The sequence below is a fragment of the Photobacterium sp. 270122K genome (assembly GCF_059941365.1).
Genome location: NZ_JBPOEN010000009.1, coordinates 55114 through 80037 on the forward strand (window position 1 = coordinate 55114; position 24924 = coordinate 80037).

The 24924-nt window shown below is 53.0% G+C and carries 24 protein-coding genes; 17 read left to right on the plus strand and 7 right to left on the minus strand.

Annotated features, from left to right (window positions below; all coding sequences use genetic code 11):
• The first annotated feature begins 146 nt into the window (after positions 1–146).
• A complete protein-coding gene (locus ACSF8W_RS16400; RefSeq protein WP_500848283.1) occupies positions 147–1367 on the plus strand; it encodes an EAL and HDOD domain-containing protein in 1221 nt (406 codons plus the stop codon).
• Here the strand turns inward: ACSF8W_RS16400 and ACSF8W_RS16405 are convergent.
• Positions 1364–2218: a LysR family transcriptional regulator gene (locus tag ACSF8W_RS16405; protein WP_500848284.1), complete on the minus strand. Its 855-nt coding sequence runs from the start codon at positions 2216–2218 to the stop codon at positions 1364–1366. The genes ACSF8W_RS16400 and ACSF8W_RS16405 overlap by 4 nt on opposite strands.
• Before the next feature lie 100 nt (positions 2219–2318).
• A complete protein-coding gene (locus ACSF8W_RS16410) occupies positions 2319–3920 on the minus strand; it encodes an AbgT family transporter (RefSeq protein ID WP_500848285.1) in 1602 nt (533 codons plus the stop codon).
• 345 nt (positions 3921–4265) lie between these two features.
• Between ACSF8W_RS16410 and ACSF8W_RS16415 the strand changes: the two genes are divergently transcribed.
• Positions 4266–4991, plus strand: coding sequence for an SDR family oxidoreductase (locus ACSF8W_RS16415; RefSeq protein WP_500848286.1), 726 nt, complete (start codon positions 4266–4268; stop codon positions 4989–4991).
• A 151-nt stretch (positions 4992–5142) separates the two neighbouring features.
• Entirely contained in the window at positions 5143–6147 is a 1005-nt protein-coding gene (locus ACSF8W_RS16420) for an acyltransferase (RefSeq protein ID WP_500848436.1), read from the plus strand.
• 13 nt (positions 6148–6160) lie between these two features.
• On the opposite strand, the gene ACSF8W_RS16425 is transcribed toward ACSF8W_RS16420, so the two are convergent.
• Entirely contained in the window at positions 6161–6493 is a 333-nt protein-coding gene (locus ACSF8W_RS16425; RefSeq protein WP_500848287.1) for a DUF2500 domain-containing protein, read from the minus strand.
• 258 nt (positions 6494–6751) lie between these two features.
• Between ACSF8W_RS16425 and ACSF8W_RS16430 the strand changes: the two genes are divergently transcribed.
• From ACSF8W_RS16430 to ACSF8W_RS16440, 3 genes are all read left to right on the plus strand, one after another.
• Complete coding sequence (locus ACSF8W_RS16430) at positions 6752–7117, plus strand: DUF4145 domain-containing protein (RefSeq protein WP_500848288.1); 366 nt, start codon at positions 6752–6754, stop codon at positions 7115–7117.
• A 953-nt stretch (positions 7118–8070) separates the two neighbouring features.
• Positions 8071–8391: a putative signal transducing protein gene (locus ACSF8W_RS16435; protein WP_500848289.1), complete on the plus strand. Its 321-nt coding sequence runs from the start codon at positions 8071–8073 to the stop codon at positions 8389–8391.
• Between the two features lie 124 nt (positions 8392–8515).
• Positions 8516–8770 (plus strand): YecH family metal-binding protein, encoded by a 255-nt coding sequence (locus ACSF8W_RS16440; protein ID WP_500848290.1) that lies wholly within the window; start codon positions 8516–8518, stop codon positions 8768–8770.
• Positions 8771–8844: 74 nt separating this feature from the next.
• Here ACSF8W_RS16440 and ACSF8W_RS16445 read toward each other — a convergent pair whose 3' ends face one another.
• Both ACSF8W_RS16445 and rsmD read right to left on the minus strand, forming a co-directional pair.
• Positions 8845–9111: a DUF1145 domain-containing protein gene (locus ACSF8W_RS16445; RefSeq protein WP_500848291.1), complete on the minus strand. Its 267-nt coding sequence runs from the start codon at positions 9109–9111 to the stop codon at positions 8845–8847.
• Positions 9108–9713: a 16S rRNA (guanine(966)-N(2))-methyltransferase RsmD gene (gene rsmD / locus ACSF8W_RS16450; protein ID WP_500848292.1), complete on the minus strand. Its 606-nt coding sequence runs from the start codon at positions 9711–9713 to the stop codon at positions 9108–9110. Before rsmD ends, ACSF8W_RS16445 begins: the two co-directional genes overlap by 4 nt.
• Before the next feature lie 144 nt (positions 9714–9857).
• Between rsmD and ftsY the strand changes: the two genes are divergently transcribed.
• The 9 genes from ftsY (at position 9858) to glpD (ending at position 19963) form a co-directional block, all read left to right on the plus strand.
• The gene (gene ftsY, locus ACSF8W_RS16455) at positions 9858–11183 is read left to right on the plus strand and encodes a signal recognition particle-docking protein FtsY (protein ID WP_500848293.1); all 1326 of its coding nucleotides are present in this window, start codon (positions 9858–9860) and stop codon (positions 11181–11183) included.
• Between the two features lie 3 nt (positions 11184–11186).
• The gene (gene ftsE, locus ACSF8W_RS16460) at positions 11187–11855 is read left to right on the plus strand and encodes a cell division ATP-binding protein FtsE (RefSeq protein WP_428475877.1); all 669 of its coding nucleotides are present in this window, start codon (positions 11187–11189) and stop codon (positions 11853–11855) included.
• Positions 11845–12771 (plus strand): permease-like cell division protein FtsX, encoded by a 927-nt coding sequence (gene ftsX, locus ACSF8W_RS16465; protein WP_500848294.1) that lies wholly within the window; start codon positions 11845–11847, stop codon positions 12769–12771. The genes ftsE and ftsX overlap by 11 nt, the downstream gene beginning before the upstream one ends.
• A gap of 122 nt (positions 12772–12893) precedes the next feature.
• Positions 12894–13754, plus strand: a complete 861-nt coding sequence (rpoH, locus tag ACSF8W_RS16470; RefSeq protein WP_500848295.1) for an RNA polymerase sigma factor RpoH — start codon at positions 12894–12896, stop codon at positions 13752–13754.
• Between the two features lie 483 nt (positions 13755–14237).
• Positions 14238–14567: a thiosulfate sulfurtransferase GlpE gene (gene glpE / locus ACSF8W_RS16475; protein ID WP_500848296.1), complete on the plus strand. Its 330-nt coding sequence runs from the start codon at positions 14238–14240 to the stop codon at positions 14565–14567.
• 142 nt (positions 14568–14709) lie between these two features.
• Positions 14710–15549 carry a rhomboid family intramembrane serine protease GlpG gene (gene glpG, locus ACSF8W_RS16480; protein ID WP_500848297.1) on the plus strand — a complete coding sequence of 280 codons (840 nt, stop codon included), beginning with the start codon at positions 14710–14712 and terminating at the stop codon, positions 15547–15549.
• 290 nt (positions 15550–15839) lie between these two features.
• On the plus strand, positions 15840–17210 hold the full coding sequence (gene glpT / locus ACSF8W_RS16485; protein WP_500848298.1) for a glycerol-3-phosphate transporter: 1371 nt from the start codon (positions 15840–15842) through the stop codon (positions 17208–17210).
• Positions 17211–17396: 186 nt separating this feature from the next.
• On the plus strand, positions 17397–18164 hold the full coding sequence (locus tag ACSF8W_RS16490; protein WP_500848299.1) for a DeoR/GlpR family transcriptional regulator: 768 nt from the start codon (positions 17397–17399) through the stop codon (positions 18162–18164).
• A gap of 266 nt (positions 18165–18430) precedes the next feature.
• Positions 18431–19963 carry a glycerol-3-phosphate dehydrogenase gene (glpD, locus tag ACSF8W_RS16495; RefSeq protein WP_500848300.1) on the plus strand — a complete coding sequence of 511 codons (1533 nt, stop codon included), beginning with the start codon at positions 18431–18433 and terminating at the stop codon, positions 19961–19963.
• A gap of 139 nt (positions 19964–20102) precedes the next feature.
• On the opposite strand, the gene ACSF8W_RS16500 is transcribed toward glpD, so the two are convergent.
• Complete coding sequence (locus ACSF8W_RS16500; RefSeq protein ID WP_500848301.1) at positions 20103–20516, minus strand: flagellar basal body-associated protein FliL; 414 nt, start codon at positions 20514–20516, stop codon at positions 20103–20105.
• A 171-nt stretch (positions 20517–20687) separates the two neighbouring features.
• On the opposite strand from ACSF8W_RS16500, the gene ACSF8W_RS16505 reads away from it, so the two are divergent.
• Positions 20688–21233 carry a chorismate lyase gene (locus ACSF8W_RS16505; RefSeq protein ID WP_500848302.1) on the plus strand — a complete coding sequence of 182 codons (546 nt, stop codon included), beginning with the start codon at positions 20688–20690 and terminating at the stop codon, positions 21231–21233.
• A complete protein-coding gene (gene ubiA, locus ACSF8W_RS16510) occupies positions 21230–22084 on the plus strand; it encodes a 4-hydroxybenzoate octaprenyltransferase (RefSeq protein ID WP_428475886.1) in 855 nt (284 codons plus the stop codon). The genes ACSF8W_RS16505 and ubiA overlap by 4 nt, the downstream gene beginning before the upstream one ends.
• A 101-nt stretch (positions 22085–22185) precedes the next feature.
• Here ubiA and plsB read toward each other — a convergent pair whose 3' ends face one another.
• Positions 22186–24636 carry a glycerol-3-phosphate 1-O-acyltransferase PlsB gene (gene plsB / locus ACSF8W_RS16515; protein ID WP_500848303.1) on the minus strand — a complete coding sequence of 817 codons (2451 nt, stop codon included), beginning with the start codon at positions 24634–24636 and terminating at the stop codon, positions 22186–22188.
• Positions 24637–24924: the final 288 nt, after the last annotated feature.

Genomic DNA, 24924 nt, shown 5'->3' on the forward strand with positions numbered 1-24924 from the left:
TGTTGTATGTGGCCATTTTGTGGTTTTTTCTGCGCGATAAAGCGTGGTTAATTAGGCGTAATACGGAATCGTGTGAAGAATGCAGCATGGCTCAGTGATATTATTCTCTGTTATTCCTTTCGTGTGCCATGAGGGTCACTCACACCATGTATGCTTACGTTGCGCGTCAGCCTATCTTTAACCGTCAACAGAAAACGGTCGGGTATGAGTTATTGTTTCGTGATGGCGAGAGCAATGCTTTTCCAAATATCGATGCCAACAAGGCCACATGCCGGTTGTTGGTGGAAAACTTTATTGCGATGGGGAGCGATGCGTGCGATCTCGGCAAACGCCGTTTCATTAATTTTCCCCAGCAGAGTTTAGTGCGTTTATTACCGACGTTACTGCCGAAAAAGCAGGTGGTGATCGAGGTACTGGAAACGTGTGAGCCCAATGATGAATTGTTTCTCGCGATCCGTCATTTGCACCGGATGGGGTACATGATTGCCCTCGATGATTTTGAAATGGATCCGCGTTGGGAACGTTTTTTGCCTTATGTACACATCATTAAAATCGACTTAATGACGTTGGGTTTACCTGCCGCGTGTGAATTTGTGGCCAATAACCGCCATCGAAAATTGATGTTTTTGGCGGAAAAGGTGGAAACCCAAGCTGACTTTGATCGTGCACTTGAGGGCGGATTTCATTTTTTCCAAGGCTACTTTTTTAGCCGCCCGCAAGTGATGAAGAATCGTCAAATCACCCCTGAGCGCGTGGCCACGTTGCGTTTATTGCAGGAAGTCTGTCGACCGGCGGTGGATTTTTCACGGGTCGAGCAGATCATCATTGCCGACGTGTCGCTCTCTTATTTATTGCTGCGTTACGTTAACAATGCGGCGCAACGGACGAAAGTGCCGATCCGTGATTTTCGCCAAGCCTTGGTCTATTTGGGGGAAGATCGCCTGCGCATGTTTGTCAGTGCGGTGGCGACCGCGCAAGCGACGGTCAATAAACCGCAAGAATTGTATGTGCTGTCATTGGTCCGTGGGCGCATGTGCGAAGTGTTGGCACAAAGCCGCTGTGTGCATGCCGACAGTAAAATGGCCTTTATGGCCGGGTTATTGTCATTACTGGATGCCTTACTCGACAGCCCGTTGCCAGACCTATTAGCACAATTGCCGCTGGAGCAGGACATTCGTACGGCATTATTAACGCGACAAGGGACGATGGGGCAGATGTTACAACTGGTGGAAGCCTTTGAACACGCCGACTGGCCCACGGTGAATCAGTATGGTCGCGCATTGGGCTTGAGCAGTGAGTTGATTGGAAGCAGTTACCATCAGGCGATGCAATGGGTGTCGCAATACCTGATGGTGACGTACCGCTAACGATCCGCGGGGGTGGAATGGGACCACTGGCTCAGTGCTTTTACCGCAGCGGCCAGTGCTGGATTCAGCGTTTTGTTGGCCGGATAACACAAACCTAAGCGACGAAACATCCGTGGCCCCTCTAGCGGCACAGTGATCAGTCGGTTCGCTGCTTCCAATACCCCCGTCGGTAAAAACGAGATCCCAAATCCCGCCTGCACCAAGTGCATCACCTGCGTTTTATGCTCGGCCTTGGCTACCAAATTCACCGCCAAGCCATCACAGGCTAACAAACCAATGGTCTGCTGGTGGGCCTCACACGGCGGGCACTCAATAAAGTCATGCTGATGCAATTGCTCTGGCCGTACGCTTTCGAGTGTGGCCAGCGGGTGATCCGGCAGCATGCACAACACATAATCCTCTTCCCATAACGGCAAAAAAATCTCGCCGTCCTGTTTGAACATATCCAGTGTAATGCGGGCCTCGGCCGGGGCATCGTGATCCACCAACTCCAACAATAAATGCGGGATCTGTGCGCCTAAGGTCGCCATGACGCTGGCCAAGGCGGCTTGACTGAGATCGGGGAAATGCCCCAGTTTGAGTGTCAGGCATTGGGTGCGAGTTTGGAACAGGCCGGGTAAGCGCTGTACATCCGCCAGCAGGCGAACGGCCAGCGGGTAGAGGTAATGGGCTTCATCGGTCAGCGTGACCCCTTTTTTGTGCCGTTCGAACAGCGGCGTATTGAGTTCATTCTCAAGTTGCTTAATCGCTGTCGAGATCGCCGGCTGTGAGACAAAGCAGCGCTCGGCGGCCAGCGTGATATTTTTTTCTTCATAGACTGCCACAAAGCAGCGGAGTAAACGTAGATCCATAATCGTGATGCGCTTGGGGAACCAGAGGGAAGGTGGGAGCGATCATAGCAGAAAAGCACAAGCCGGACAGAATGCCCGGCTTGTGCGGATGTCGATGGCATTAACCGGCGACGTTGTAATAGGTCGCGGCGCCCGGTCCGACAGGTAGCCCCAAGAGGAACACCCAGACGTAAAACATGATGCTCCAGCCCAGCACAAAGACCATGGAGTACGGCAGCATGGTGGAAATCAGCGTACCCAGTCCCAGATGCTTTTGGTAACGGGTCGCCACCGCGAGGATCATGCCGAAGTAGCTCATCATCGGGGTAATGATGTTGGTCACCGAGTCACCGATACGGTAGGCCGCCTGAATGGTTTCCGGTGCGTAACCCACCAGCATCAGCATCGGCACGAAGATCGGCGCCGTGACGGCCCACTGTGCGGACGCTGAGCCAATCATCAGGTTGATAAAGCCACACATCAGGATGAAGGCGAAGAACAGCGCCGGACCGGTCAGGCCGATGGACTGCAGGAAGTCCGCGCCCCCGACAGCAAACACCTGACCGAAATTGGTCCACTTAAAGAACGCCACGAACTGCGCCGCAAAGAACACCAGCACAATGTACATGCCCATTGAAGACATCGACTTGGCCATGGCATCAATCACATCACGATCGTTGTTCATCGTGCCGACGACTTTCCCGTAGACAAAGCCCGGAATCGCAAAGAACACAAAGATGAAGGCCACAATCCCTTTCAGGAACGGTGAGCCGGCCACCAAGCCCGTGTCAGGATGACGCAGAATGCCGTTTTCCGGCACGATGGTCAGTGCCAGCAGAGCCGAGACGATCAGGGCTGCAATACCCGCGGCCTTCAGGCCTTTCTTCTCCAGTGCCGTCAGCGATCCTAACTTGTCCTGCCCCAAATCCACGCTGGCGTCGTCCGGGTTGTATTTACCCAGTTTCGGCTCCACGATTTTCTCGGTGACCAAAGCACCCATGATGGTGATGGCAAACGTTGAGGCAAACATGAAGTACCAGTTGGCTTCCGGGCCGACCGTGTAGGTCGGATCAATCATTTGTGCGGCGGTTTGGGTGATCCCAGACAACAGCGGATCGACGGTGCCCAGCAGCAGGTTGGCACTGTAGCCGCCCGAGACACCGGCAAACGCGGCCGCCAGACCGGCCAACGGGTGACGACCCAGCGAATGGAACAACATGGCCGCCAATGGTACCAAGACGACATAACCCAGTTCTGACGCCGTGTTTGAGACGATACCGGCAAACACCACCACCAAGGTCACCATGCGTTTGGACGCACCCATCACCAAGCCACGCATGGCGGAAGAAAGCATGCCGGAGTGTTCAGCAATCGCGACACCCAGCATGGCCACCAGTACCGTGCCCAGCGGGGCAAAACCGGTAAAGTTCGTCACCAGGTGTGCGACAATTTTTTGCAAGCCTTCCGCGTTCAGCAGGCTTACGACATGGATCATGCCATCGGCCGCTCGACCCGGAGCGCCTTCTGGGCGGGGGTCGATCACGGACACGCCAAAGTAGCCCGCGATCCCCGAGCTGATCAGGATGGCCAAACAGAACAAGGCGAACAGGGTGATGGGGTGAGGGAGTAAGTTACCGAGCCACTCGACGGTGTCGAGGAACCGGGTAAAGCGGGTTTTTTGTGGTTTTTGTGGGTGTTGTGTTTGCGGTGAAGCGCTATGCATCCCGACCTCCATTTATCGTTTTAATCCCATCAATGGGTACGGCTTTCGATATGTGTTTTGCGAAAGGTTACGCTATTGTTAATGCATAAAACAAGAGAAAGTTGCACATAATATTCACAACTGTTCAATTTTTGTCTCAAAAAAGTTAATTTGCCGGCTGTTTATATAGTGCGCTATCCATAACTAAAACCAATGATAAGCAGAAGAAATGCGTATTTTTCACTTATAGAAAAACGGATTATAGTGACGGACAACATCACACGGCCGTGGATGAAAGAGCTCCCCTAAGGTACAGCGATAGGCTGACGCAATGGGGACAAGGTTTTCTTTTCTGAAGGTATTACTATGTCTACTCAATCTCTTGTCGTGATCACAGGCGCCAGCTCTGGCATTGGCGAAGCCACCGCGCGTACCTTGTCTGCGGCCGGTCATCCTTTGTTGTTGTTGGCACGCCGTTTAGACCGTTTGGAAGCGTTGGGCCTGCCCAATACCCTGTGCCGTCAGGTGGATGTGACCGATGGTGCGGCGGTGTCTGCGGCGATTGCTGAAGCAGAAGCTCAGTATGGTCCGGTGGATTGCTTGGTGAACAATGCCGGTGTCATGCTGCTTGGCTTGGCGCACGAGCAAGATCCGACAGAATGGAAAACCATGTTTGATGTGAACGTGATGGGCTTGCTGAACGGCATTCACGCGGTGCTGGCACCGATGAAAGCCCGCAAGCACGGTACCGTGATTAACATCAGCTCAGTGGCGGGCCGTAAAACGTTCCCGAACCACGCGGCCTACTGCGGCACCAAGTTTGCGGTGCATGCCATCACGGAAAATATCCGAGAAGAAGTGGCGGATGATAATGTCCGTTTCATTACGATTGCTCCTGGCGCAGTCGACACCGAATTGCTGAGCCACACTACCAGTGACGCGATCAAAGACGGTTACGAAGAGTGGAAAGAAGGCATGGGCGGTGTGATTGCACCCCAAGATATCGCCAATGCGATCAGCTACGCCTACCATCAGCCACAAAACCTGTGTATTCGTGAGATCGTCTTGGCGGCAACGCGTCAGCAGCCGTAATCACGACAGGCGGTTTCTCTTCTGGCATCAGTTACTTCATGGTGACTGGCTGCTATAGTCAAAACGGTGTCTTCCTTGGCGGGGAGGCGCCGTTTTGGCGTTTTTGGCGCAGTCTGGCAGTAAGTTGGTTGAAGAGAGGCGGAGTAAACCGGTGAGAGAAAAGATCCTGTTTTTTGATGTGCTACGGTGCATGGCGGCCGTGGCCGTAGTGGCCATTCATGTGCTGGGGCCCTACCGCGATCAGCTGGGAGTAATTCCAGATGCCGAGTGGATCACCGCCGTGAGTATCAATAGCGCCAGTCGCTGGGCGGTACCGGTGTTCATCATGATCACCGGGGCGCTCATGCTGTCCGATCAGCGGCCGTTTGAGCTCGGTTATTACCTGAAACGCCGGCTGGGCAAAGTGTTGGTGCCGTTTTTAGTCTGGTCATGTTTTTACGCCGTGTTGTCAGGCGTGACCCTCGGTGGGTTTGACGGTCAGGTGGTGTGGGAGAAACTGCGCGATCTGCCCGTGCATGAAACCTATTACCACCTTGGTTTTTTCTATTATTTCCTGCCGCTGTATCTGGTGGTGCCATTTTTGCGCTACGCCGTTCAACACGGGGATCGCACCGCCGTGACAGCCATGACTGCCGTGTGGTTGGGGCTGACGACGCTGTTTTTATGCCACATTGACGGGCCGTGGAGCCATGAGCTGGTGCTCTACAGTGGCTATTTATTGCTGGGGTATGGCTTATTTCAGTATCAATGGCCGCGGGCGGGCTGGTTATGGGGGCTGGGTGCCTTGGCGTTGGTGGTGACCGATTACATGGTTCTGAGTCGCAGCTTTGCCATGGGGGAATACACCGTCGGCCGCTGGTTATCGTATAAAACCCTCAACACCGCGTTGATTGCCGCCGCCGTGTTTGCCTTGGGGCGCTATCTGGCGACACGGTGTTCATCCCGGTTGATGACCGGCATGGCCTTTATGAGTCGCTACAGTTTGGGGATTTACCTGCTGCATCCGCTGTTTTTGTGGCCGGTACGGGCGTTTGATGGCGATGTGTGGCCACCGGCGGTGATGATCCCACTGCTGACAGTGGTGATCACCGCGGTGTCATTGGCCGCCAGTTGGCTATTGGCGAAAAGCGCTAAAACGGCCTGGCTGGTGCCATAATGGAAGCTTGGGGTTAGTCACGCTGCAAGGCAAAGTGTAAAAATTTCACGCCTTGATAGGTCATGGTGCCACAGTCACCCGGTTGCAGGTGGTGGTAGTAGTGGATCCCCACCATGAACTCGCGCTTGGGACCGCCTTTCGTCGGTTGCACGTAAATCCAGTACTCTTCGTTGTCCTCGCCCGGTTGTGCGCCAATGATGGCGTTACTTTGCTTATCGAGAATTTGGACCTCAATCGTGCGTTCCGGTGCGTTTTCGCCCAGCATATGACGGCGATAGAAACGAATAAATAAAATCACCGCAACGGTGAGCATGGCCACCACGGCCACAATGATCCAAGTTGGCATGAGTCCTCCTAACTGCTTGTATGACGCATTTTGCCGCTATTATTCCGGATGACAGCCAGTGAGAGTATGGGCGAGAGAGCAAAGCGTGATCCGGATACGGTAATCCACTCGAAACACGTAGGGGAAGGGTGAAAAACGTGAAGGCTCAATGGGGGCATCCTGGCCGGTGAGCGAGGGGAGCGGAGAAGCCATTCCCCCTTTGTTTTCTGGCCAACTCGCGGTAAGTTACAGTGAGCGATTAAAAAGGAACCATGGATTATGGCGAATATTGAGTTAGTGGTGACACGGTCAAGGCGAATAGAGCGCTTACTGCGTGAGCATTACCATGCAGAGGGAAAGGGCTTGCATCAGCTGATCAACAGTTGTGAAGAGCGTTTACCCCATGACGTGATAGCCAAACTGCGTTTCATTGCCTCAGTGCGTAATAAAACAGTCCACGAGGACGGCTATCGGCTAGACGATAAAAAAGGATTCATTGCCGCGTGTAAGGTGTGTGAAAAAGAACTGACACCGCGCAGTGGGCGTTTTGTCTGGACGGCCGCCATTTTGCTGGTGTTAGGCGTAACGGCGATGGCGTTATGGTTTTATTCTGTGCATTGGCACCGTATCGACCTCATGCCTTGATCGCCGAGGTCTTAAAACGGATAGCCAACGCTTATCGCTAACAAACACGCATAAAAAAAGGTGCCTTTAGGGCACCTTTTTTTATGCAAATTCAGACTTAATAAATCACAGGCAGCGTCATCAGACCGACAACGACGGCGATCATAACTAGGCCTTGTTTTTGAGAAGATGTGAACATAGAAGGCTCCTTGGCGTGCTACTGGATAATTGATGTGACTAGAATAGCATCATTTTCACTGCTTTCTCAAGTCTCAATGTCATTTTGCGGTAATAAAAACATTTTATAGGGCGTTGATGGGGCGAAAATGGCACAGTAAACGTGATTATTTGTGTTGGTTAAAAGCTGTTCATTGGTGATTTATGGTGCGCATATTTAATTAAGATGTTGTTTTTGATGTTTATTTTGCTGTTTATTTTGTCGGCAATGTGCATTTTTACCATATGGTGAGAATAAACATGTAAAAACGGGGTTTTTGTCAGTGTAGCGTCAGGTATTCGTGTGTTCTGCTTTTTGCTTGCCGTTATGAGAGGCGAATAAAACAAGACGCTCTATTTTTGTCTGACAAAATAGTGATTCATCGCCTATTTTTCTAGGCGTGAAGCCACTTTTTTTTGTTTGAGTGCGGGCTAGCGTCTTTTCTGTTTATTTGCATCGCACTTCTGTTTATGTCATTGATAATAAAGATTGTTGTTGGCGTTTTGATACCTTGTTTTGGCGAGTTATGCCTGCCATGACAGCCCGGTTTAGATCGCCCGTTACCCGGTTAGGGCTCTGTTGGATAGGGTAATCGTTTGCACGTTGGGTTATTGGCGCTTCATGCCGCTGTAGCAGGGGGATGTGTCGCCGACGAGGAACAATCAGTGAAACCGATGACGCGCGCCGTGATGCGGCGACGGACTAACGGTGAATAGGCGCTCTGGTCTGTACCGACTAGGCTAGATAAAGGAGGTCGATGATGGATGAATCTTGGTGCAAGGTGTATAGCGCCGCTAATATGCTGGAGGCGCACAGCCTGAAAGGGTTACTGCTGGCCCACAATATTGACGCACAGACCCGGGGAGATGGGCTCAGTGCTGCCGCGGGTGAGTTACCGGCCAATGTGGTCGAAGTGAGTGTGTGGGTGCGTCAATCCCGTCAAGGCCAAGCACGCACGGTGCTGCAAGCGTACGAAGAGGCTACGCACACCTTGTGGCAGTGTGGGCAATGTGGGGAAGAGAACGCAGGGACGTTTGAGATCTGCTGGCAGTGTGGGAGCGAGTGCCCCGCGAAGTGAGGCTATTGCCTCTTTAAACATGCATTATAAATACATTAAATTGTTTTGGGTCAACGTGCGTGCGTGGTCACTGCGCTATGCTAAGGGCCATGACTGAATACACCGATTGCTTGAGAGGCTCCTTATGACGCAGAACCTTACACCTAATGTCCATGCCCACAATGTGCTGAATATGCTGTTGGCGGCAGACACGCCGTATACGACAGCCACGTTGACGCAAGCGGTTGAGGCGGAATACGGGGAAGATGTGCGTTTTCATACCTGCAGCCAAGAAGGCCTGACCCTTGAGGCGCTGCTGACCTTCTTGCTGGACCGCCGTAAAGTGGTACAGGACGGCGAGACCTTGCTGGCCAACCCAGAGCGCATGTGTAACCACTGATGCTAAGCGCTCGATGCTCAGTGAGAGCAGGGCAGCGACGCTGAAAAAAAGCGAGGCACCGTGGCCTCGCTTTTTTATACCATGTGTTTGCGTCGAATATCGAGCAACGCAAAAATGCCGAAGATCAAGATTGACCATTTTTCCCAGCGCGTCAGGGTGAGTTTGTCACCAAAGGCACCGAGGAAGATCAGCATTTGCAAGCCGTGCATCATCAGCAAAAAGCCGGTCATGATGTACAGCGCCATCGCCGCCACGCCCGGGAAGGGGTGAAAAATATTCAATAGTAGTACCAGCCAGACGAAACCAATCGCGCCCTTGGCCAGCAGAATCAGTGCTTTCATGCTCCCTCTCTTTCAAACAGACGGTAACAGACTTGCCCCGCTGTTTTTTCCTTGTGTAAGTGCCAGTGACTCGGTGTCGGTAAGTCACCCAGCTCTTTTTCTGTTTCAATATAAATAATCGCGTGCGGGGTCAGCCAGTTATTTTGCTCAAGCTGCGTGATCACTTCCGGTAATAGCCCTTTGCGGAACGGCGGATCGATGAACACCACGTCAAAAGGCGTGCCCGGCTGCTTGAGGTACGTTAAGCTATCGGTATGACGCACCGTGGCATTGTCTGCCCCAAGGGTTTGACGGTTTTTCTCAAGCTGTTCAGCGGCTTTTTTATCCAGCTCCAGCATGGTGACGTGTTCGGCGCCACGAGAGAGCGCTTCAAAGCCCAAGCTGCCACTGCCGGTGAACAGATCCAAGCAGTTCGCTTCAATCATATCTTGCGCCAGCCAGTTGAAGACGGTTTCTTTGACGCGATCGGTGGTCGGACGGAGTCCTTCAACGTCATGGACGGGAAGTTTACGGCCACGCCAGCGTCCGCTGATGATCCGTACGAATCCTTCGCGGCTAGAGGGGGAAAGGTTTTTCCCGGATTGTTGTCTGCGTCTCGTCATAGATTTCTTCGACCGTTGAGAAAATGATAGTATACCCAAACCCTTGTGTTAAGTGCGATGAGAAGCACGGCCAAAAGGGACGTTGGGTATTATTAACCTGTATTTAAGCCGCAAATTGTACCAATCAAGCTCTAGGATTTGCCAATGGCAGAAAAAAAGAAACGTGGATTATTTTCGTGGTTGGGTTTTGGCTCTGATGAGTCAACCGAGCAAACGAAGCAACAGGATGACGCACACGCATCCGTAGACAGTGATGTTGAGGCGAAAGCCGCGGCAGACGCACAAGCAGAGGTTGAAGCACAAGCTGCCGCGGACGCGCAGGCAAAAGCACAAGCAGAAGCCGCTGAAGCGATAGCCCTGGCGGAGGCTCAAGCGGCCGCAGAGGCACTTGCAGAAGAACAAGCGAAAGCCGAAGCGCAAGCGTTGGCAGAAGCAGAAGCTGAAGCACAGGCGAAGGCATTAGCCGATGCCGAAGCTGCGGCCCAAGCCCAGGCGAATGCAGAGGCAGCGGCCATGGCCGTGACAGTCGAGCAAGAAAAACCGAAAAGTGAAGGTTTCTTTGCGCGCTTGATGCGCGGCTTGAAAAAGACCAAAACCCACTTTGGTTCAGGGTTCCTTGGCTTGTTCCGTGGCAAGAAAATCGATGATGAGCTGTTTGAAGAATTAGAAGAACAGCTGTTGGTGGCCGATGTTGGTATGGACACCACGCTAAAAATCATCGAAAACCTGACCGAAAAAGCCAGCCGTAAAGATTTGCAGGACGGTGAAGCGCTATACGGTCTGCTCAAAGACGAATTGAGCGAGATGCTGGCCAAGGTCGAGCAACCGCTGGTGGTGGATACCACTTGCAAGCCGTATGTAATTTTGATGGTTGGCGTGAATGGTGTGGGGAAAACCACCACCATTGGTAAGTTGGCCAAGCAATTCCAGAGCGAAGGCAAATCTGTGATGCTCGCGGCCGGTGATACCTTCCGTGCGGCGGCGGTTGAGCAGCTGCAAGTCTGGGGTGAACGTAACAATGTGCCGGTCGTGGCGCAGCATACCGGTGCCGACAGTGCCTCGGTGATCTTTGATGCGATTGAATCGGCCAAAGCGAAAAATGTGGACGTTGTGATTGCCGATACCGCGGGTCGCCTGCAAAACAAAGGCCACCTGATGGAAGAGCTTCGCAAAATTGTCCGCGTGATGAAGAAAATTGATCCGGCCGCGCCGCATGAAATTATGCTAACGGTGGATGCGGGAACCGGACAAAACGCCATTAGCCAAGCCAAACTGTTCAGTGATGTGGCACCGGTCACCGGGATCACCATCACTAAGTTAGATGGCACGGCAAAAGGCGGCGTGATCTTTGCGATTGCGGATCAGTTCAGCATCCCGATCCGCTACATCGGTATCGGCGAAGGGATTGAAGATCTGCGTCCTTTCGCGGCGGATGAGTTTATTGAAGCACTCTTTAGTGACGAGGAATAAGGTGTGATCCGGTTTCAGCAGGTAAGTAAAGCTTATCGCGGTGGGCGTCAGGCCCTGCAAAAGGTGGATTTCCATTTGCAGCCCGCCGATATGGCATTTTTAACGGGCCATTCTGGGGCAGGTAAGAGTACCCTGCTGAAACTGATTTGTGCGCTGGAGCGTCCGAGTGATGGTCAGGTATGGTTTAACGGCCATGACATCAGCCGTATCGACAGTAAGCAGATCCCCTTCTTGCGCCGCAACATCGGCATGATTTTCCAAGATCATAAGCTGTTGATGCGGCACACCATCTTCGACAACGTGGCGATGCCGCTACGGGTCGAGTTGGCGAACGAAAAAGACGTGAAGCGTCGCGTTTCGGCGGCGTTGGATAAAGTGGGCTTGCTCGACAAAGCCCGCTGTTTACCGATCCAATTGTCGGGCGGTGAACAACAGCGGGTGGGCATTGCCCGCGCCATTGTGAATAAACCTTTGTTGCTGTTGGCCGATGAGCCAACCGGTAACTTGGATGCGGAGCTGTCACACCAAATCATGGCCCTGTTTGCGGAATTTAACCGCGTTGGGGTGACGGTGCTGATGGCCACGCACGACACGTCATTGTTGTCGACCTACAACTACCGCCGTCTGGATTTGCATCAGGGCCAACTGAGGGAGATCGCTTGTGGCGCGTAATAAAACCGGCTTTTTCAGCGTGCATTGGCAGCAATGTAAGCAAGCACTGACGGATCTAAAGCGCCGTCCCATGGGCAATGTGCTCACACTGGCGGTGCTGGCATTTGCTTTGACGTTACCGACCACGTTTTACTTGTTTGCCAAGAACATGGCGTTGGTGGCACAGACATGGCATTCCCCGACACAACTGACGTTGTATCTGGAAGACGGGATCAGTGCCGCGGAAGCCGAGCAAGTCCGTGACACGCTGGCCGGTTGGCCAGAGATCAGTGACGTGCAGTATATCTCGCCCGATCAAGGGTTAGCCGAATTTCGTCAGCAAGCGGGGTTTGAGCATGCACTTAGCCTGCTGGATGACAACCCGCTGCCCGCGGTGGTGATTGTACAACCGGGTGAGCAGTGGCAAGGCGCGAATGCCGCCAGCCAGCTTGCCGCGCAGTTGCGTACCCAGCCGGAAGTGGCGGAAGTGCGTCTCGACAGCGATTGGTTGAAACGCCTGTCGGCGATCAAACAACTGGTGGTGACCTTGGCTGCCATTGTGTCAGGGCTGATGCTGTTTGCGGTCTTTTTGATTGTCGGTAATACCTTGCGTTTGCAAGTGCTCAATCAGCGCGATGAAATTCAAGTCATGAAGCTGGTGGGGGCAACCGACAGCTTTATTCTGCGTCCGTATTTATATACCGGCATGTGGTACGGCGTGATTGGCGGCACGATCGCGTGGTTGTTGACCGTGGTGATCACCGTGTTGCTTGAACAGGCCGTGGCCCAGTTGGCCAACTTATACGACAGCTCATTCCGCTTAGTTGGGCTGTATTGGGATGAAACCCTGATCCTTGTGATGGTCGCGGCGTTCCTCGGCCTGCTGGCTGCCCGCTTATCCGCCGGTCGTCACCTGAAAGAAATTGAACCTATCTGACGTTTTTTCTTTTTCAAATGGGGTAAATTACGCGCCCCGCTTGCAATAGTGCCCACTTTCTGGGCATTATTGCGGGTTCAAGCAATTTCCAATTGGTACAAAAAACACACGAGGTTTGTTGAATGGCACAAGAGATGACATCAATGGCTTTAGTTTCTGCTGACAGTCTGGACAGTTACGTTCAGAGTGTGAACCACTATCCGATGTTATCGGCAGAGCAGGAACGCGAGTTGGCTGAGCGTCTTCATTTTGATGGCGACATTAATGCGGCAAAGGCATTGGTTATGTCACATCTTCGCTTTGTCGTTCATATCGCTCGTGGGTATTCTGGCTACGGTTTACCGATGGCGGATTTGGTGCAAGAAGGCAATATTGGCCTGATGAAGGCGGTCAAGCGTTTCAACCCGGAAGTGGGCGTGCGTTTGGTGTCGTTTGCGGTGCACTGGATCAAAGCGGAAATCCACGAATACGTCCTGCGTAACTGGCGTATTGTGAAAGTGGCCACTACCAAGGCGCAACGTAAATTGTTCTTCAATTTGCGTAAATCGAAAAAGCGCTTGGGCTGGTTCAATAATGACGAAGTGGCCATGGTCGCGGAGCAGCTTGGGGTGGATGCGAGCGAAGTGCGGGAAATGGAGTCGCGATTGGCGGCGCAAGATCCGGCCTTTGAATTGCAAGCAGAAGATGACGATCGCGAATCCAGCTACAGTGCGCCGGTGTATTACCTGGAAGACAAATCGTCAGATTTGGCACTGAAGTACGAAGAAAATAACTGGGAAAGCCATGCGAACAATCGCCTGTCGAATGCCCTGGCGAGCTTAGATGCGCGCAGCCAGCACATTGTGCGTTCCCGTTGGTTAGATGACAACAAGGCGACCTTGCAAGAGTTGGCGGATCACTATGACGTGTCGGCTGAAAGGATCCGTCAGTTAGAAAAAAACGCGATGAAAAAGCTGAAAGAGTCGGTCGGCGACTTCGCCTGAGGATCATCAGTATCGCGTGAAAAACTATCCACAAAGTTAGATCCGTAAAAACCAGCCGAGGGCTGGTTTTTTTGTGCCTGAAATCTGGGAGATAGCTCACAGTCAGGCACGGGAAGGGGCGTCTGTAACACTTTTATCCACAGCTTTTGATCGGATCCGATCTACATATAGTGGATCCTTTTTTTGAAAAACACATTATCAACGCAATTCACAGCTTTTTCCACAGGTGGTGGCTTTTTGTACATTGTGGTGTGGGCGGCGGAAGCGCAGTGATCGCCAAGCCTTGCCAGATCTGGGCTGCGGGGCGTTATTGCCGGGCCGGATAACCCATACTTTTTGCATGGGGTTGTGAGTAACTTGCTGGGGTACAATGGGGAACCGCCTCTACTGATAGTATGACGATCAGGAAGCGGACGATCATCACATTTTCTTGGTCAGCAGCGATCCTGCTGGCCGATCTTACGGTCAGAGAGTTGCGAGTTTATGGATCAGTTTGAACAGATTTCCGCCGAGCAAGCCCAGCAGTTATTAACCCAACCCGACAGCGGTGCCATCTTGGTGGACATTCGCGATCCCCAGTCGTTTGCGTTGTCCCACCCGCAAGGGGCATTTCACCTCACCAATGACACCATGGTGGAACTGATGAATACGGTGGAGTTTGAGCAACCGGTGATCGTGATGTGTTACCACGGTATCAGCAGCCAAGGCGCCGCCCAGTATTTGATCCACCAAGGATACGACAGTGTGTACAGTTTAGAAGGTGGCTTTGAGGCGTGGAAGCGACAGGCGTTGCCGTGCGAGAACATGGCGTGATCGCCTGAGTAATGGCTGCAGGATGGGCTTGCTGACGGCGGCGACAAACCGTCTCGACAAATTCTCTCGCTAAAGGCATGCTGATAACAGTATACGCTCCCAAAATGAAGCGGAGCGTGGCTGGCGACCTTGGAGAGTGAATATGTACCGCTTAGCAGGATTAACCAACCCGCGTCAGGCGCAGGCGTTTATTGATTACATGGCATCGCGCGGTATTGCGTTGTCATTGGCCCCTGAGCCGGAAGGGATGTTTGCCATTTGGCTGCAAGACGGGCAGTACTTGGTGGAAGCCGAAGCCGAGCTGAACCACTTTTTGGCTAACCCGTCAGATAAAAAATACCAAGCCGCCTCATGGACGGTTGCAGAATCGCGTACCGCGACATTTTTCTACCGCAGCCCCAGTTTGATCAAGATGGTCAAACAGCAAGCCGGCCCCTTTACGTTAACGGTGCTGGTGGCAGCGCTCGGGATCGCGGTGTTGTGGTTCTTGGGGTTTAGCCAGACATTGTTTAATTGGCTGCATTTTCCGTTCATGGACGGGGATCAGTGGCAGGTGTGGCGTTTCTTCACCCATGCGCTACTGCATTTTTCGGTGTTACACGTCGTGTTTAACTGCCTGTGGTGGTGGTTGCTGGGCGGACAACTGGAACAACACAGCGGTAGCGGTAAGTTAGTGCAGGTGTTCTTGCTCTCGGCATTGATCTCCGGGTTTGCCCAGTTTTGGTTTGTTGGCCCGAACTTTGGTGGCTTATCGGGCGTAGTCTACGCCCTAATGGGGTACATCTGGTGGATGGGCTGGCTGGCCCCTGAGCGTAACTTGTCACTGCCCAATTCCTATGCCGCGTTCATGTTGGTGTGGCTCGTGCTCGGGTTTGCCGATGTCGTGGGCATGTCAGTGGCTAATATGGCCCACTTATTCGGTTTGTTGACCGGCTGTGGCTTGTCTTGGATCGATGCCACGTTTGGACGGGCGAAAGCCTAACACGGCCTGTTATTACGCCGTATAAAAGGCGGCGAAACATGAGAAAGGTGAACATCTTGGCGGGTGTTCACCTTTTTTGTTGATAGGCCAACCGACCTCTTGTTTCCAGTAAAAAATCACGTGTTTTGACGCCGATCTGGAAATTATCCCTATCAAATCGATTACATTCACATTTTGTTACGTGAATTGGCGCAATAATGTGCGAACTATGCGCGAAATGGATTATTTCGCGCGTGTTGTGCTCGTTTGTACCCATGCCTCGTTAACGATAACGCAAAAAGGAATGTGATATGTTCGGTCTGTTTAAACCTGCCCCTCACCGTGATCCCTTGCCCGACGGGCAGGTCGACAATGTTTATCAACGTCTGCGCTGGCAACTGTTTGCCGGTATCTTTATTGGCTACGCTGGCTACTACCTTGTTCGTAAAAATTTCAGCTTGGCGATGCCTTACTTGATAGAAGAGTATGGCTATAGCCGCGGGGATCTTGGGGTGGCACTGGCTGCCGTGTCCATTGCTTACGGGCTGTCGAAGTTTTTGATGGGGAACGTCTCTGACCGTTCCAATCCTCGCTATTTCCTCGCGGCCGGCTTGAGTATGTCAGCGATTGTGATGCTGTGTTTTGGCTTCATGCCGTGGGCAACGGGCAGTATTGCGGCCATGTTTATTCTGTTGTTCCTTAACGGTTGGTTCCAAGGCATGGGCTGGCCGGCGTGCGGGCGGACCATGGTGCACTGGTGGTCGCGCAAAGAGCGTGGCGGATTGGTGTCGGTCTGGAATGTGGCACACAACGTGGGTGGCGGTTTGATTGGTCCGCTGTTCCTGTTGGGGCTATGGGCGTTTAACGATGATTGGCGCGCCGCGTTTTATGTGCCGGCTTTCTTTGCCTTGTTGGTGGCGGCTTTTACCTTATTGGTGATGCGAGATACGCCACAATCGTGCGGGTTGCCTTCGATTGAAGCGCACAAAAATGATTATCCGGATACGTACGACAACACCCAAGAGCAGGAGATGAGCGCCAAAGAAATCTTCTTCAAGTACGTCTTTAACAACAAAATGCTCTGGTTCATCGCGGTGGCGAACGCCTTCGTCTATCTGATCCGCTATGGCGTATTGGACTGGGCACCGGTGTATCTGAGTGAAGTGAAGCATTTTACGGTGGATAAATCCTCATGGGCGTACTTCCTGTATGAGTGGGCGGGGATCCCCGGCACCCTGCTATGTGGTTGGATGTCGGATAAATTCTTCAAAGGCCGTCGTGCTCCGGCTGGCATTTTGTTCATGGCACTGGTGACGGTGGCCGTGCTGGTGTACTGGTTTAACCCTGCCGGTAACCCGACCGTGGACATGGCTGCCTTGGTGGCGATCGGTTTCTTGATTTACGGTCCGGTGATGCTGATTGGTCTGTATGCGTTGGAATTGGCGCCGAAAAAAGCCGCGGGAACGGCGGCGGGCTTGACCGGCCTGTTCGGTTATCTGGGCGGTGCCGTCGCGGCGAATGCGATTTTGGGTTACACCGTTGACCACTTCGGCTGGGACGGTGGCTTCATGGTGCTGATCGCGGCGTGTGGCTTGTCCATTTTCTTCTTGCTGCTGGCGTTGCTGGGTGAGAATAAATTGCACCGCGAGCGGATGGCGCAAAAGCCCCTACAAACGTCATGAGTGGGATCGCCATCATTGGCTTATTCCCCTGACACTAGGTAAGATGACAAGGCTTCGCATTACGCGAAGCCTTGTTGTTTTCAGCCCGTCAGTTGATGATCATTGAGTGCTTGTGATGCCTAATGGCATGACACACCGGGCTTGTTAAAAGTGCCTGGCAAGGTTGATAAAGGAGCTGCGACCGCCGTGAAGCAAAGCAAACGACATCAGGAAATCATAGATCTTGTTCAAAGCCAGGGGTACGTCAGTACCGATGATCTGGTCGCTCGGTTTAATGTCAGTCCTCAAACGATTCGGCGTGATCTCAACGAATTGGCCGCCGATAATCATATCCGTCGCCACCATGGCGGCGCGACCCTGCCATCCAGCTCCGTGAATACCTCCTACAGCACCCGTAAAGTGATGCAGTTGGCAGAAAAAGACGCCATTGCGATGGCCATGGTGCAGCATATTCCTGACGGGGCGACCTTATTTATTGATATCGGCACCACGCCAGAAGCCGTGGCACGTGCGTTGCTGGATCACCATGATCTGCGCATCGTGACCAATAACCTCAATGTGGCGAGCATTTTGACCGGGAAAGATGATTTCCGGGTGATTTTGGCCGGTGGGGAAGTGCGTAACCGCGATGGGGGCATCGTCGGTGAAGCGACGGTGGATTTCATTTCCCAATTCCGGTTGGACTTTGGCATTCTCGGTATCAGCGGGATTGATCTTGATGGCTCGTTGCTCGACTTTGATTACCATGAAGTGCGGGTGAAACAGGCCATTATTGAAAACAGCCGTTGCGTCATGCTGGGTGTCGATCACACCAAATTTGGCCGTGGTGCGATGGTGAATCTGGGTAATATCAGTCAGGTTGATATGCTGTTTACTGATCAGTCGCCCCCTGCGGAATTGACCCACTGTTTGACTGAGCACGACATCGCCGTGGAGATTGTCGCTCACGCCTAACATGTAACGTCTAGCGTCTAGCGGATCACCTTGCCGATCGGGCAAGCGATGTGCCGATCGGCAATGAAAGGGTACCCAATCCGGGTGCCCTTTTTTTACAAATGCCATGTCGATCAAAATAACACCAATGCGATCTTTTATTAGGATGATATTGCGCATTTTATTCGCTATTATTTTCGTTATCGAACATTTAAGGCTCGGTATTGAGCGTTTATGTGAAGGCAGACCGCGATCGTACAACGCCGATCGCTAACGGAGAGCGCAGAATGACAGTAGCAAACGGTGAGGCAACGCGAGCTGCACACGAGATATTGGATGTGATTGTGGTCGGTGGCGGGATCAATGGGGCCGGTATCGCTGCCGATGCGGCGGGGCGCGGGTTGCGGGTCGGGTTGTATGAAGGACAAGATTTTGCCTCTGCGACCTCGTCAGCCAGTTCGAAGTTACTGCACGGCGGTTTGCGCTATTTGGAACATTATGAATTTCGCTTGGTCGCTGAAGCGTTGGCTGAGCGGGAAGTGCTCCTGAAAAAAATGCCGCACATTGCCCGCCCGATGCGTTTTCGTCTGCCGCATCGCCCGCACCTGCGTCCGGCATGGATGATCCGTGCCGGGCTGTTTTTGTATGACCACCTCGGCAAACGCACCACATTGCCTGCCAGCGAAGGGATCCGATTTGGTGATACCTCAGTGTTGCACCCGCACATGACGCACGGTTTTGAATACTCAGATTGTTGGGTGGATGATGCCCGTTTGGTGATCCTCAATGTGATGGAAGTGGCCGAGCGCGGCGGCGAAGTCCGTAACCGGTGCCGGGTTGAACAGGCGGTACAAGAGAATGATCTGTGGCGGGTCACGGTGCGTGACATGTTGACCGGTGAGCGTTTTGAACGGTATGCCCATGCGTTGGTGAATGCCGCCGGACCGTGGGTCTCCGCGTTTTATGATCAAGGGTTAACGTTGCCTTCGCCGTACGGTATTCGCCTCATCAAAGGGTCGCACATTGTGGTGCCGCGGGTGCATGACGAGCCGCAGGCGTACATTTTGCAAAATGATGATCAGCGGATTGTGTTTGTCATTCCGTATCTGGATAAGTTTTCAATGATTGGCACCACGGATGTGGAATATCACGGCGATCCGCGTGAAGTGGCCATCGATCAGAACGAAATTCGTTACTTGCTCGATGTCTACAATGCCCATTTTACCCATCCGTTGACGGAAGCCGATGTGGTGTGGACGTGCAGCGGGGTGCGACCGTTGTGTGATGACGAGTCGGACTCACCGCAGGCGATCACCCGTGATTACACCTTAACCTTGCAGCAAGACGGTGAGCAGGCGCCATTGTTGTCGATTTTTGGCGGCAAGCTGACCACGTACCGCAAACTGGCCGAATCCGCCATGACCAAACTGGCGCCGTTTTTTCCGGCCATGGGACAACCGTGGACAGCACAGTCAACCCTGCCGGGCGGGGAAATAGCCGGTGATTTGATGGCGTACCGTGCGCAACTCGCCCTGCGCTATCCATGGGTGGATGCCACAACGTTGCAGCGTTGGGTGAGCAGTTATGGTTGCCGGGTTGAACGTCTGCTGGCTGATATCAGCAGTGAAGCGGCGATGGGGCAGCACTTTGGTGCGGGTTTATACGCGTGCGAGTTGGACTATTTGATGGCGGAAGAGTTTGTGCAGCAGGCTGACGATGCGCTATGGCGACGCAGTAAGTTGGGGTTGTATTTGGATGCGACGCAGCAGCAAGCGGTCGCGGAATACATCACCCAATGTCAGGCCCGTGATGCGGCGTGATCGTGCAGTGCGACAGTATGTCCAGCTACATTCTACTCGAAGCTCGAAGCTCGAAGCTCGAAACCTAGAACCTAGAACCTAAAACCGAAAAAGCGCCGAAAGGCGCTTTTTTTGTTATCAGGCGCAGGGTGAAACCCGCTTACTGATACAGGTATTTGGTGAACAACAACTCGGTAAGGAGCTTCTTGTTGGTTTCCATGATCAGCAGCTCATTGACCGTTTCCAGACAGGCTTGGCGAATTTCTTCGCGTCCCGCCAGTGACTTCACCCGGGCTTCCGGCTGTTCGCCAATGATGCTGATAATGGCATCGCGGATCAGCGGGGCATGGTGCTCGACTTCTGGGATGAGTGACGGATCGGCCACCATGAGATCAACTTGCAAACGCAGGTAGCCAATTTTTTTGCCTTGGGTTACATAATTGGTCGTAATGTCTGGGGCCAAGGTGTAATACGTGTATTGTGGAGACACTGCCGGCACATTCTCAGCATGGACTGCCAGAGGAAAAAGGAGGCTGGCAAGCAATAAAAAGAAGCCGGATAGTTGTGCTTTCATCTTTGTACTCATTGGGTTACGTAGTTTTGATGCTGCGAATAACTATCTTTCGACGGTAACGATATTCCTACCGGTGACAGCTTGCTACAATAGTGTTTCTTCATGGTAATAAATTAACCGGGATCTACCAAGCCCCTTCGCGGTGGTTAGGGGGATTTTTTTGTTGGAAAAATGTCGGAAATCAAGCAGTTGTACAATTCCTTGTTGGGCAGTGCCCAGTGGGTCGCGGCCGATGAAACCCCCGTCGCAGGGACTGATTTTGGGCATTGGTTGCTAGAGCAACATTCACTGTCGCGCCGTTTTGAGCAGCATTGCCGCCAGTTCACGGTCTCCTTGACGGAGCAAGTGACGATAGGATCGGAGCACCTCGCGCGGGATGAACGCCAGTTACTCGGGGCGTCTGCGTGTTTGCTGCGCAAGGTTGTGCTCAAGGGGGATGGGGTGCCGTGGGTGTTTGCCCGCACGCTGATCCCTGACACCACGTTAACCGGGAAAGAGCAGGATCTCGCGCAACTTGGGGATATGCCGCTGGGCTTTCGGGTGTTTACCGATCGCAGTGCACGCCGCGATGCCTTAATGATTGCCAATGTGGGGACCGTTGAGGCACCGATATGGGCGCGCCGTTCCCGATTGTGGATCAATAATAAGCCACTGCTGGTGGCAGAACTTTTTTTGCAGGATGCACCGATTTATAAGGAGACCGAACGTTGGAAATGACCAAGGCAAAAGCCTTTTGGCAGCTAGCCCGCTTTGATCGCCCCATTGGCAGTTTGTTATTGCTGTGGCCAACGTTATGGGCCCTGTTTTTAGCCGCCGATGGTCTGCCTGACCCTCATGTCACGGCCGTGTTTGTACTTGGCGTGATTTTCATGCGTGCGGCCGGCTGTGTGATCAATGATTATGCCGATCGCCATTTCGATGGGCACGTGAAACGCACCGCTGAGCGCCCGATGCCATCGGGTCGGGTTTCGGAGCGGGAAGCCTTGGGCTTATTTGGCCTGTTAGTGCTGATCTCTTTCTTGCTGGTACTGACCATGAATACCCTGACCATTATGTTGTCCGTGGTGGGGGTGATTCTGGCGGCGATGTATCCATTCATGAAACGCTACACCCACTTGCCACAGTTAGTGCTGGGCATGGCGTTTGGTTGGTCAATCCCGATGGCGTATGCGGCACAGGCCGGCACCTTGCCGCCCGTGGCGTGGTTGCTGTTTGTGGCCAATATTTTGTGGACCATTGCTTATGACACGCAGTACGCCATGGTCGATCGCGATGACGATGTGAACATCGGGATCAAGTCGACGGCTATCCTGTTTGGCCGTTTTGATAAAATGATTGTCGGGCTGTTGCAGTTAACCACTTTGGTGTTGTTGATTGTGGTGGGCGCGGTGCAGGGGCTGTCGGCGGTGTACTACTGGTGCTTGCTGCTGGCCTCGACCTTGTTTGTGTATCAGCAGCATTTGATCCGTGGCCGCGAGCGAGCGCCGTGTTTCAAAGCGTTTTTGAACAACAACTATGTCGGTATGTTGGTGTGTCTCGGACTGGCGATCAGCCTGTGCTGGCCATAAAAGCACGCCAGACTAGGCAACAGAGTTACACTCTGAGACAGAGCATTGAGACATAAAAAAAGCGCCGTTACGGCGCTTTTTTTATGGGCGTTGCAGAGCGATTAGGCATCCGCATCCGTGGTGTCTAACCGCTCTTCGCGGTTCATGACCGCTTGAATGGTTAGCTTCACTTCTGGGGACACCAAAGCCGCCAATTGCTCGGCCAGTTCTTCCACGGGCTGCGATACCGCATGGCAGTCCTCGTTGAGGTAGCCTTCTTTGCGCAGCGTACTGACCAGAATCGCAAACACACCTTTGTCGAAGAACTCCGGCGCATTGATCCCGTGCAGACGGCTCAAGCGCTGGGCCAACATCTGGCTCTGCTGCTCAAGATCGCTCTTCATCAGCTGCGGCTCAGAGTTGAGCAAGGTCAACGTGATCGCGTAGCGTTGCAGGGTTTCAGTGATGGTGCGCGCCAGTAAATGCAGTGGTCCGATACGGGCATTATTCAGGCTCACCATGTCGCCATCACGTTGTACCAGACGCTGACGCGCCAGTTCATTAACTTGTGCTTCAATCACGCCCGCCAAGTCGTCGGTTTGGTAACGCAAGAACAATTCAGCCTGCAAGAACGGATACAGACGGGTGATTTGCGCGACAATGTCAGCCATTGACAGACGTTCATGGCAGATCACAATGCTGGCGATCAACGATGGCAGCGCAAACAAGTGAATGATGTTGTTGCGGTAGTAGGTCATCAAGATCGCTTGCTGGCGATCCAGCGACACCATTTCACCCATGCTGTCACGTTCGATCACGAACTTATCCATTTCCAGCGCATGCGCCACCATGGTTTTCGCGTCTTCGTTCGGCACGGTGAACTGCGAGGAATACGGCACGTTGCGCAGCAACTGCAAGTAGCAGTCGATTTGCTGTTCCAGATCCTCACGACTCAAGGCACGTTGACGGGCCGCCAACAGCGCGACACCCGCGAGGGTCAGGGCGTTGGTCGCCGCGGCATCGTTGATGTGCGTCATCATTTTCACCGCCAGATCGTTCACCACCGGGTTCAACCATTGTGGACGCTGTGGCTCGATTGGATCGATGTCTTTGTGCCACTCAGGCACGTGCTCGTTCAGGTAATGGTTCAGCGGGATAGGCTCACCGAAGTTCACATAACCTTGGCCAAAATTACGCAGCTTACGCAAGGTACGCAGCACTTGGCCGACGTTCTCTTTCTCTTTGCGCTTGCCTTGCAGCTCTTTGGCGTAGGTGCCCACTTCCATTACGTGCTCGTAACCGATGTACACCGGTACCAGTGTGACGGGGCGATTCAGACCACGCAGCATCGCTTGAATGGTCATCGACAGCATGCCGGTTTTCGCGGGTAGCAATCGACCGGTACGGGAGCGGCCCCCTTCACTGAAGTATTCCACCGAATAGCCTTTGGCGAACAGTTCAGCCAAGTATTCACGGAACACCGTGGAGTATAAGCGGTTGCCTTTGAAGCTACGGCGAATGAAGAACGCGCCGCCACGACGGAAAATCGGACCCGCCGGGAAGAAGTTCAGGTTAATACCGGCCGCGATGTGTGGCGGTACCATGCCTTCACGGAACAGCACATACGACAGCAGCAGGTAATCCATGTGGCTACGGTGACACGGCACATAGACAATTTCATGGCCGTCTTGTGCCAGCTTACGCACTTGCTTGGCATTGTGGATATTCAGGCCTTGGTACAGGCGGTTCCACAACCAGCCCAAAAAGCGTTGACCGTGTCGGATCAAAGAGTAGGAAAAATCGGTCGCAATTTCTTCCATCATGTCGATGGCTTCTTTGCGCACTTTTTCGATCGGCACGTCTCGGCTGGCCGCTTCTTCGGCCACGACTTTTTCAATCGCTTTTGATTCGAGCAGACGCTTGAACAACGCTTGGCGATCCGGCAACTTTGGCCCCGACGCCGCTAATTGCTGACGGGAAAAGTGGATGCGTGCCACACGAGCCAATTTGTTGGCAATGGAGTCATCCGTGCCGTGGTGATCGGCCATGTAGCGCAGCGATACCGCCGGGCTCAGACGCACCATACAGTCACGGCCATGGCCGAGAATGGTGAAGAATTTTTCCGGACCGTTTAACGCGCGTAGCACCGGTTTTTGATTGTCTTCTTTACCCGGTTTACGGCCCCACAAAATCGATGCCGGCACCACTTGCACATCCAGCGTTGGATCTTGGTTGTGCTGCTCAAGCAGGGCGGTGAACAGATCAATCGATGCTTGTGGCAGTTCGCCATCAGAGCCAAAAACACTCGGTGCTGACGCGATGTACACGTAACGGCAATACGATTGGTCGCCTATTTCCAGTGGCGACAGGGGATCCGGCAGACCCAATTGTTGGGTACTGCTGCGCAGCGTCAGTAGATCCGTGACCGAGCGGAACGGCAGGATGTAGACGATCGGCCGTTCAAGGTCGAGTTCCAGATCCGCAACCGGATCGGAAGGAATAGAATGGGTTTTAACCAGCAGAGAAAGCGGCAAATCCAGTATTTTTTGGTAGATTTTCTGCCAACTTGACATATCTTTTTACTAGCCTCGAATTCTTAATGCGTCGCAAGTCTAGCAGAAAACACGTAGCGATAAGCAGCGAAATACCGCATTGGCGCGGTTATATGCAGATTTGTTGAGATTGCACCCTGTAAATTAGGATTGCGACAGTGGCCGAGTTGCGAAGCGGCGCCCATCATGGCGTCAGAATGGGGGAAGTGGCGAATTCACAGCAAAACTGCTGATTTCCTAAACAATGGCCTTTCCAAGCGTGTTAACACTGGATATACTCACAGTGAACTGTATAAAAAGACAGGGTGA

Coding starts and splice junctions, on each gene's coding strand:
- plsB (WP_500848303.1), bottom strand. CDS start 24,636: ATGTCAAGTTGGCAGAAAATCTACCAAAAAATACTGGATTTGCCGCTT.
- glpG (WP_500848297.1), top strand. CDS start 14,710: ATGTACCGCTTAGCAGGATTAACCAACCCGCGTCAGGCGCAGGCGTTT.
- ACSF8W_RS16445 (WP_500848291.1), bottom strand. CDS start 9,111: ATGAAAGCACTGATTCTGCTGGCCAAGGGCGCGATTGGTTTCGTCTGG.
- rpoH (WP_500848295.1), top strand. CDS start 12,894: ATGGCACAAGAGATGACATCAATGGCTTTAGTTTCTGCTGACAGTCTG.
- ACSF8W_RS16505 (WP_500848302.1), top strand. CDS start 20,688: ATGTCGGAAATCAAGCAGTTGTACAATTCCTTGTTGGGCAGTGCCCAG.
- ubiA (WP_428475886.1), top strand. CDS start 21,230: ATGACCAAGGCAAAAGCCTTTTGGCAGCTAGCCCGCTTTGATCGCCCC.
- ACSF8W_RS16405 (WP_500848284.1), bottom strand. CDS start 2,218: ATGGATCTACGTTTACTCCGCTGCTTTGTGGCAGTCTATGAAGAAAAA.
- ACSF8W_RS16435 (WP_500848289.1), top strand. CDS start 8,071: ATGATGGATGAATCTTGGTGCAAGGTGTATAGCGCCGCTAATATGCTG.
- ACSF8W_RS16430 (WP_500848288.1), top strand. CDS start 6,752: ATGGCGAATATTGAGTTAGTGGTGACACGGTCAAGGCGAATAGAGCGC.
- glpD (WP_500848300.1), top strand. CDS start 18,431: ATGACAGTAGCAAACGGTGAGGCAACGCGAGCTGCACACGAGATATTG.
- ACSF8W_RS16500 (WP_500848301.1), bottom strand. CDS start 20,516: ATGAAAGCACAACTATCCGGCTTCTTTTTATTGCTTGCCAGCCTCCTT.
- rsmD (WP_500848292.1), bottom strand. CDS start 9,713: ATGACGAGACGCAGACAACAATCCGGGAAAAACCTTTCCCCCTCTAGC.
- ftsY (WP_500848293.1), top strand. CDS start 9,858: ATGGCAGAAAAAAAGAAACGTGGATTATTTTCGTGGTTGGGTTTTGGC.
- ACSF8W_RS16410 (WP_500848285.1), bottom strand. CDS start 3,920: ATGCATAGCGCTTCACCGCAAACACAACACCCACAAAAACCACAAAAA.
- ACSF8W_RS16425 (WP_500848287.1), bottom strand. CDS start 6,493: ATGCCAACTTGGATCATTGTGGCCGTGGTGGCCATGCTCACCGTTGCG.
- glpE (WP_500848296.1), top strand. CDS start 14,238: ATGGATCAGTTTGAACAGATTTCCGCCGAGCAAGCCCAGCAGTTATTA.
- ACSF8W_RS16415 (WP_500848286.1), top strand. CDS start 4,266: ATGTCTACTCAATCTCTTGTCGTGATCACAGGCGCCAGCTCTGGCATT.
- glpT (WP_500848298.1), top strand. CDS start 15,840: ATGTTCGGTCTGTTTAAACCTGCCCCTCACCGTGATCCCTTGCCCGAC.
- ACSF8W_RS16400 (WP_500848283.1), top strand. CDS start 147: ATGTATGCTTACGTTGCGCGTCAGCCTATCTTTAACCGTCAACAGAAA.
- ACSF8W_RS16440 (WP_500848290.1), top strand. CDS start 8,516: ATGACGCAGAACCTTACACCTAATGTCCATGCCCACAATGTGCTGAAT.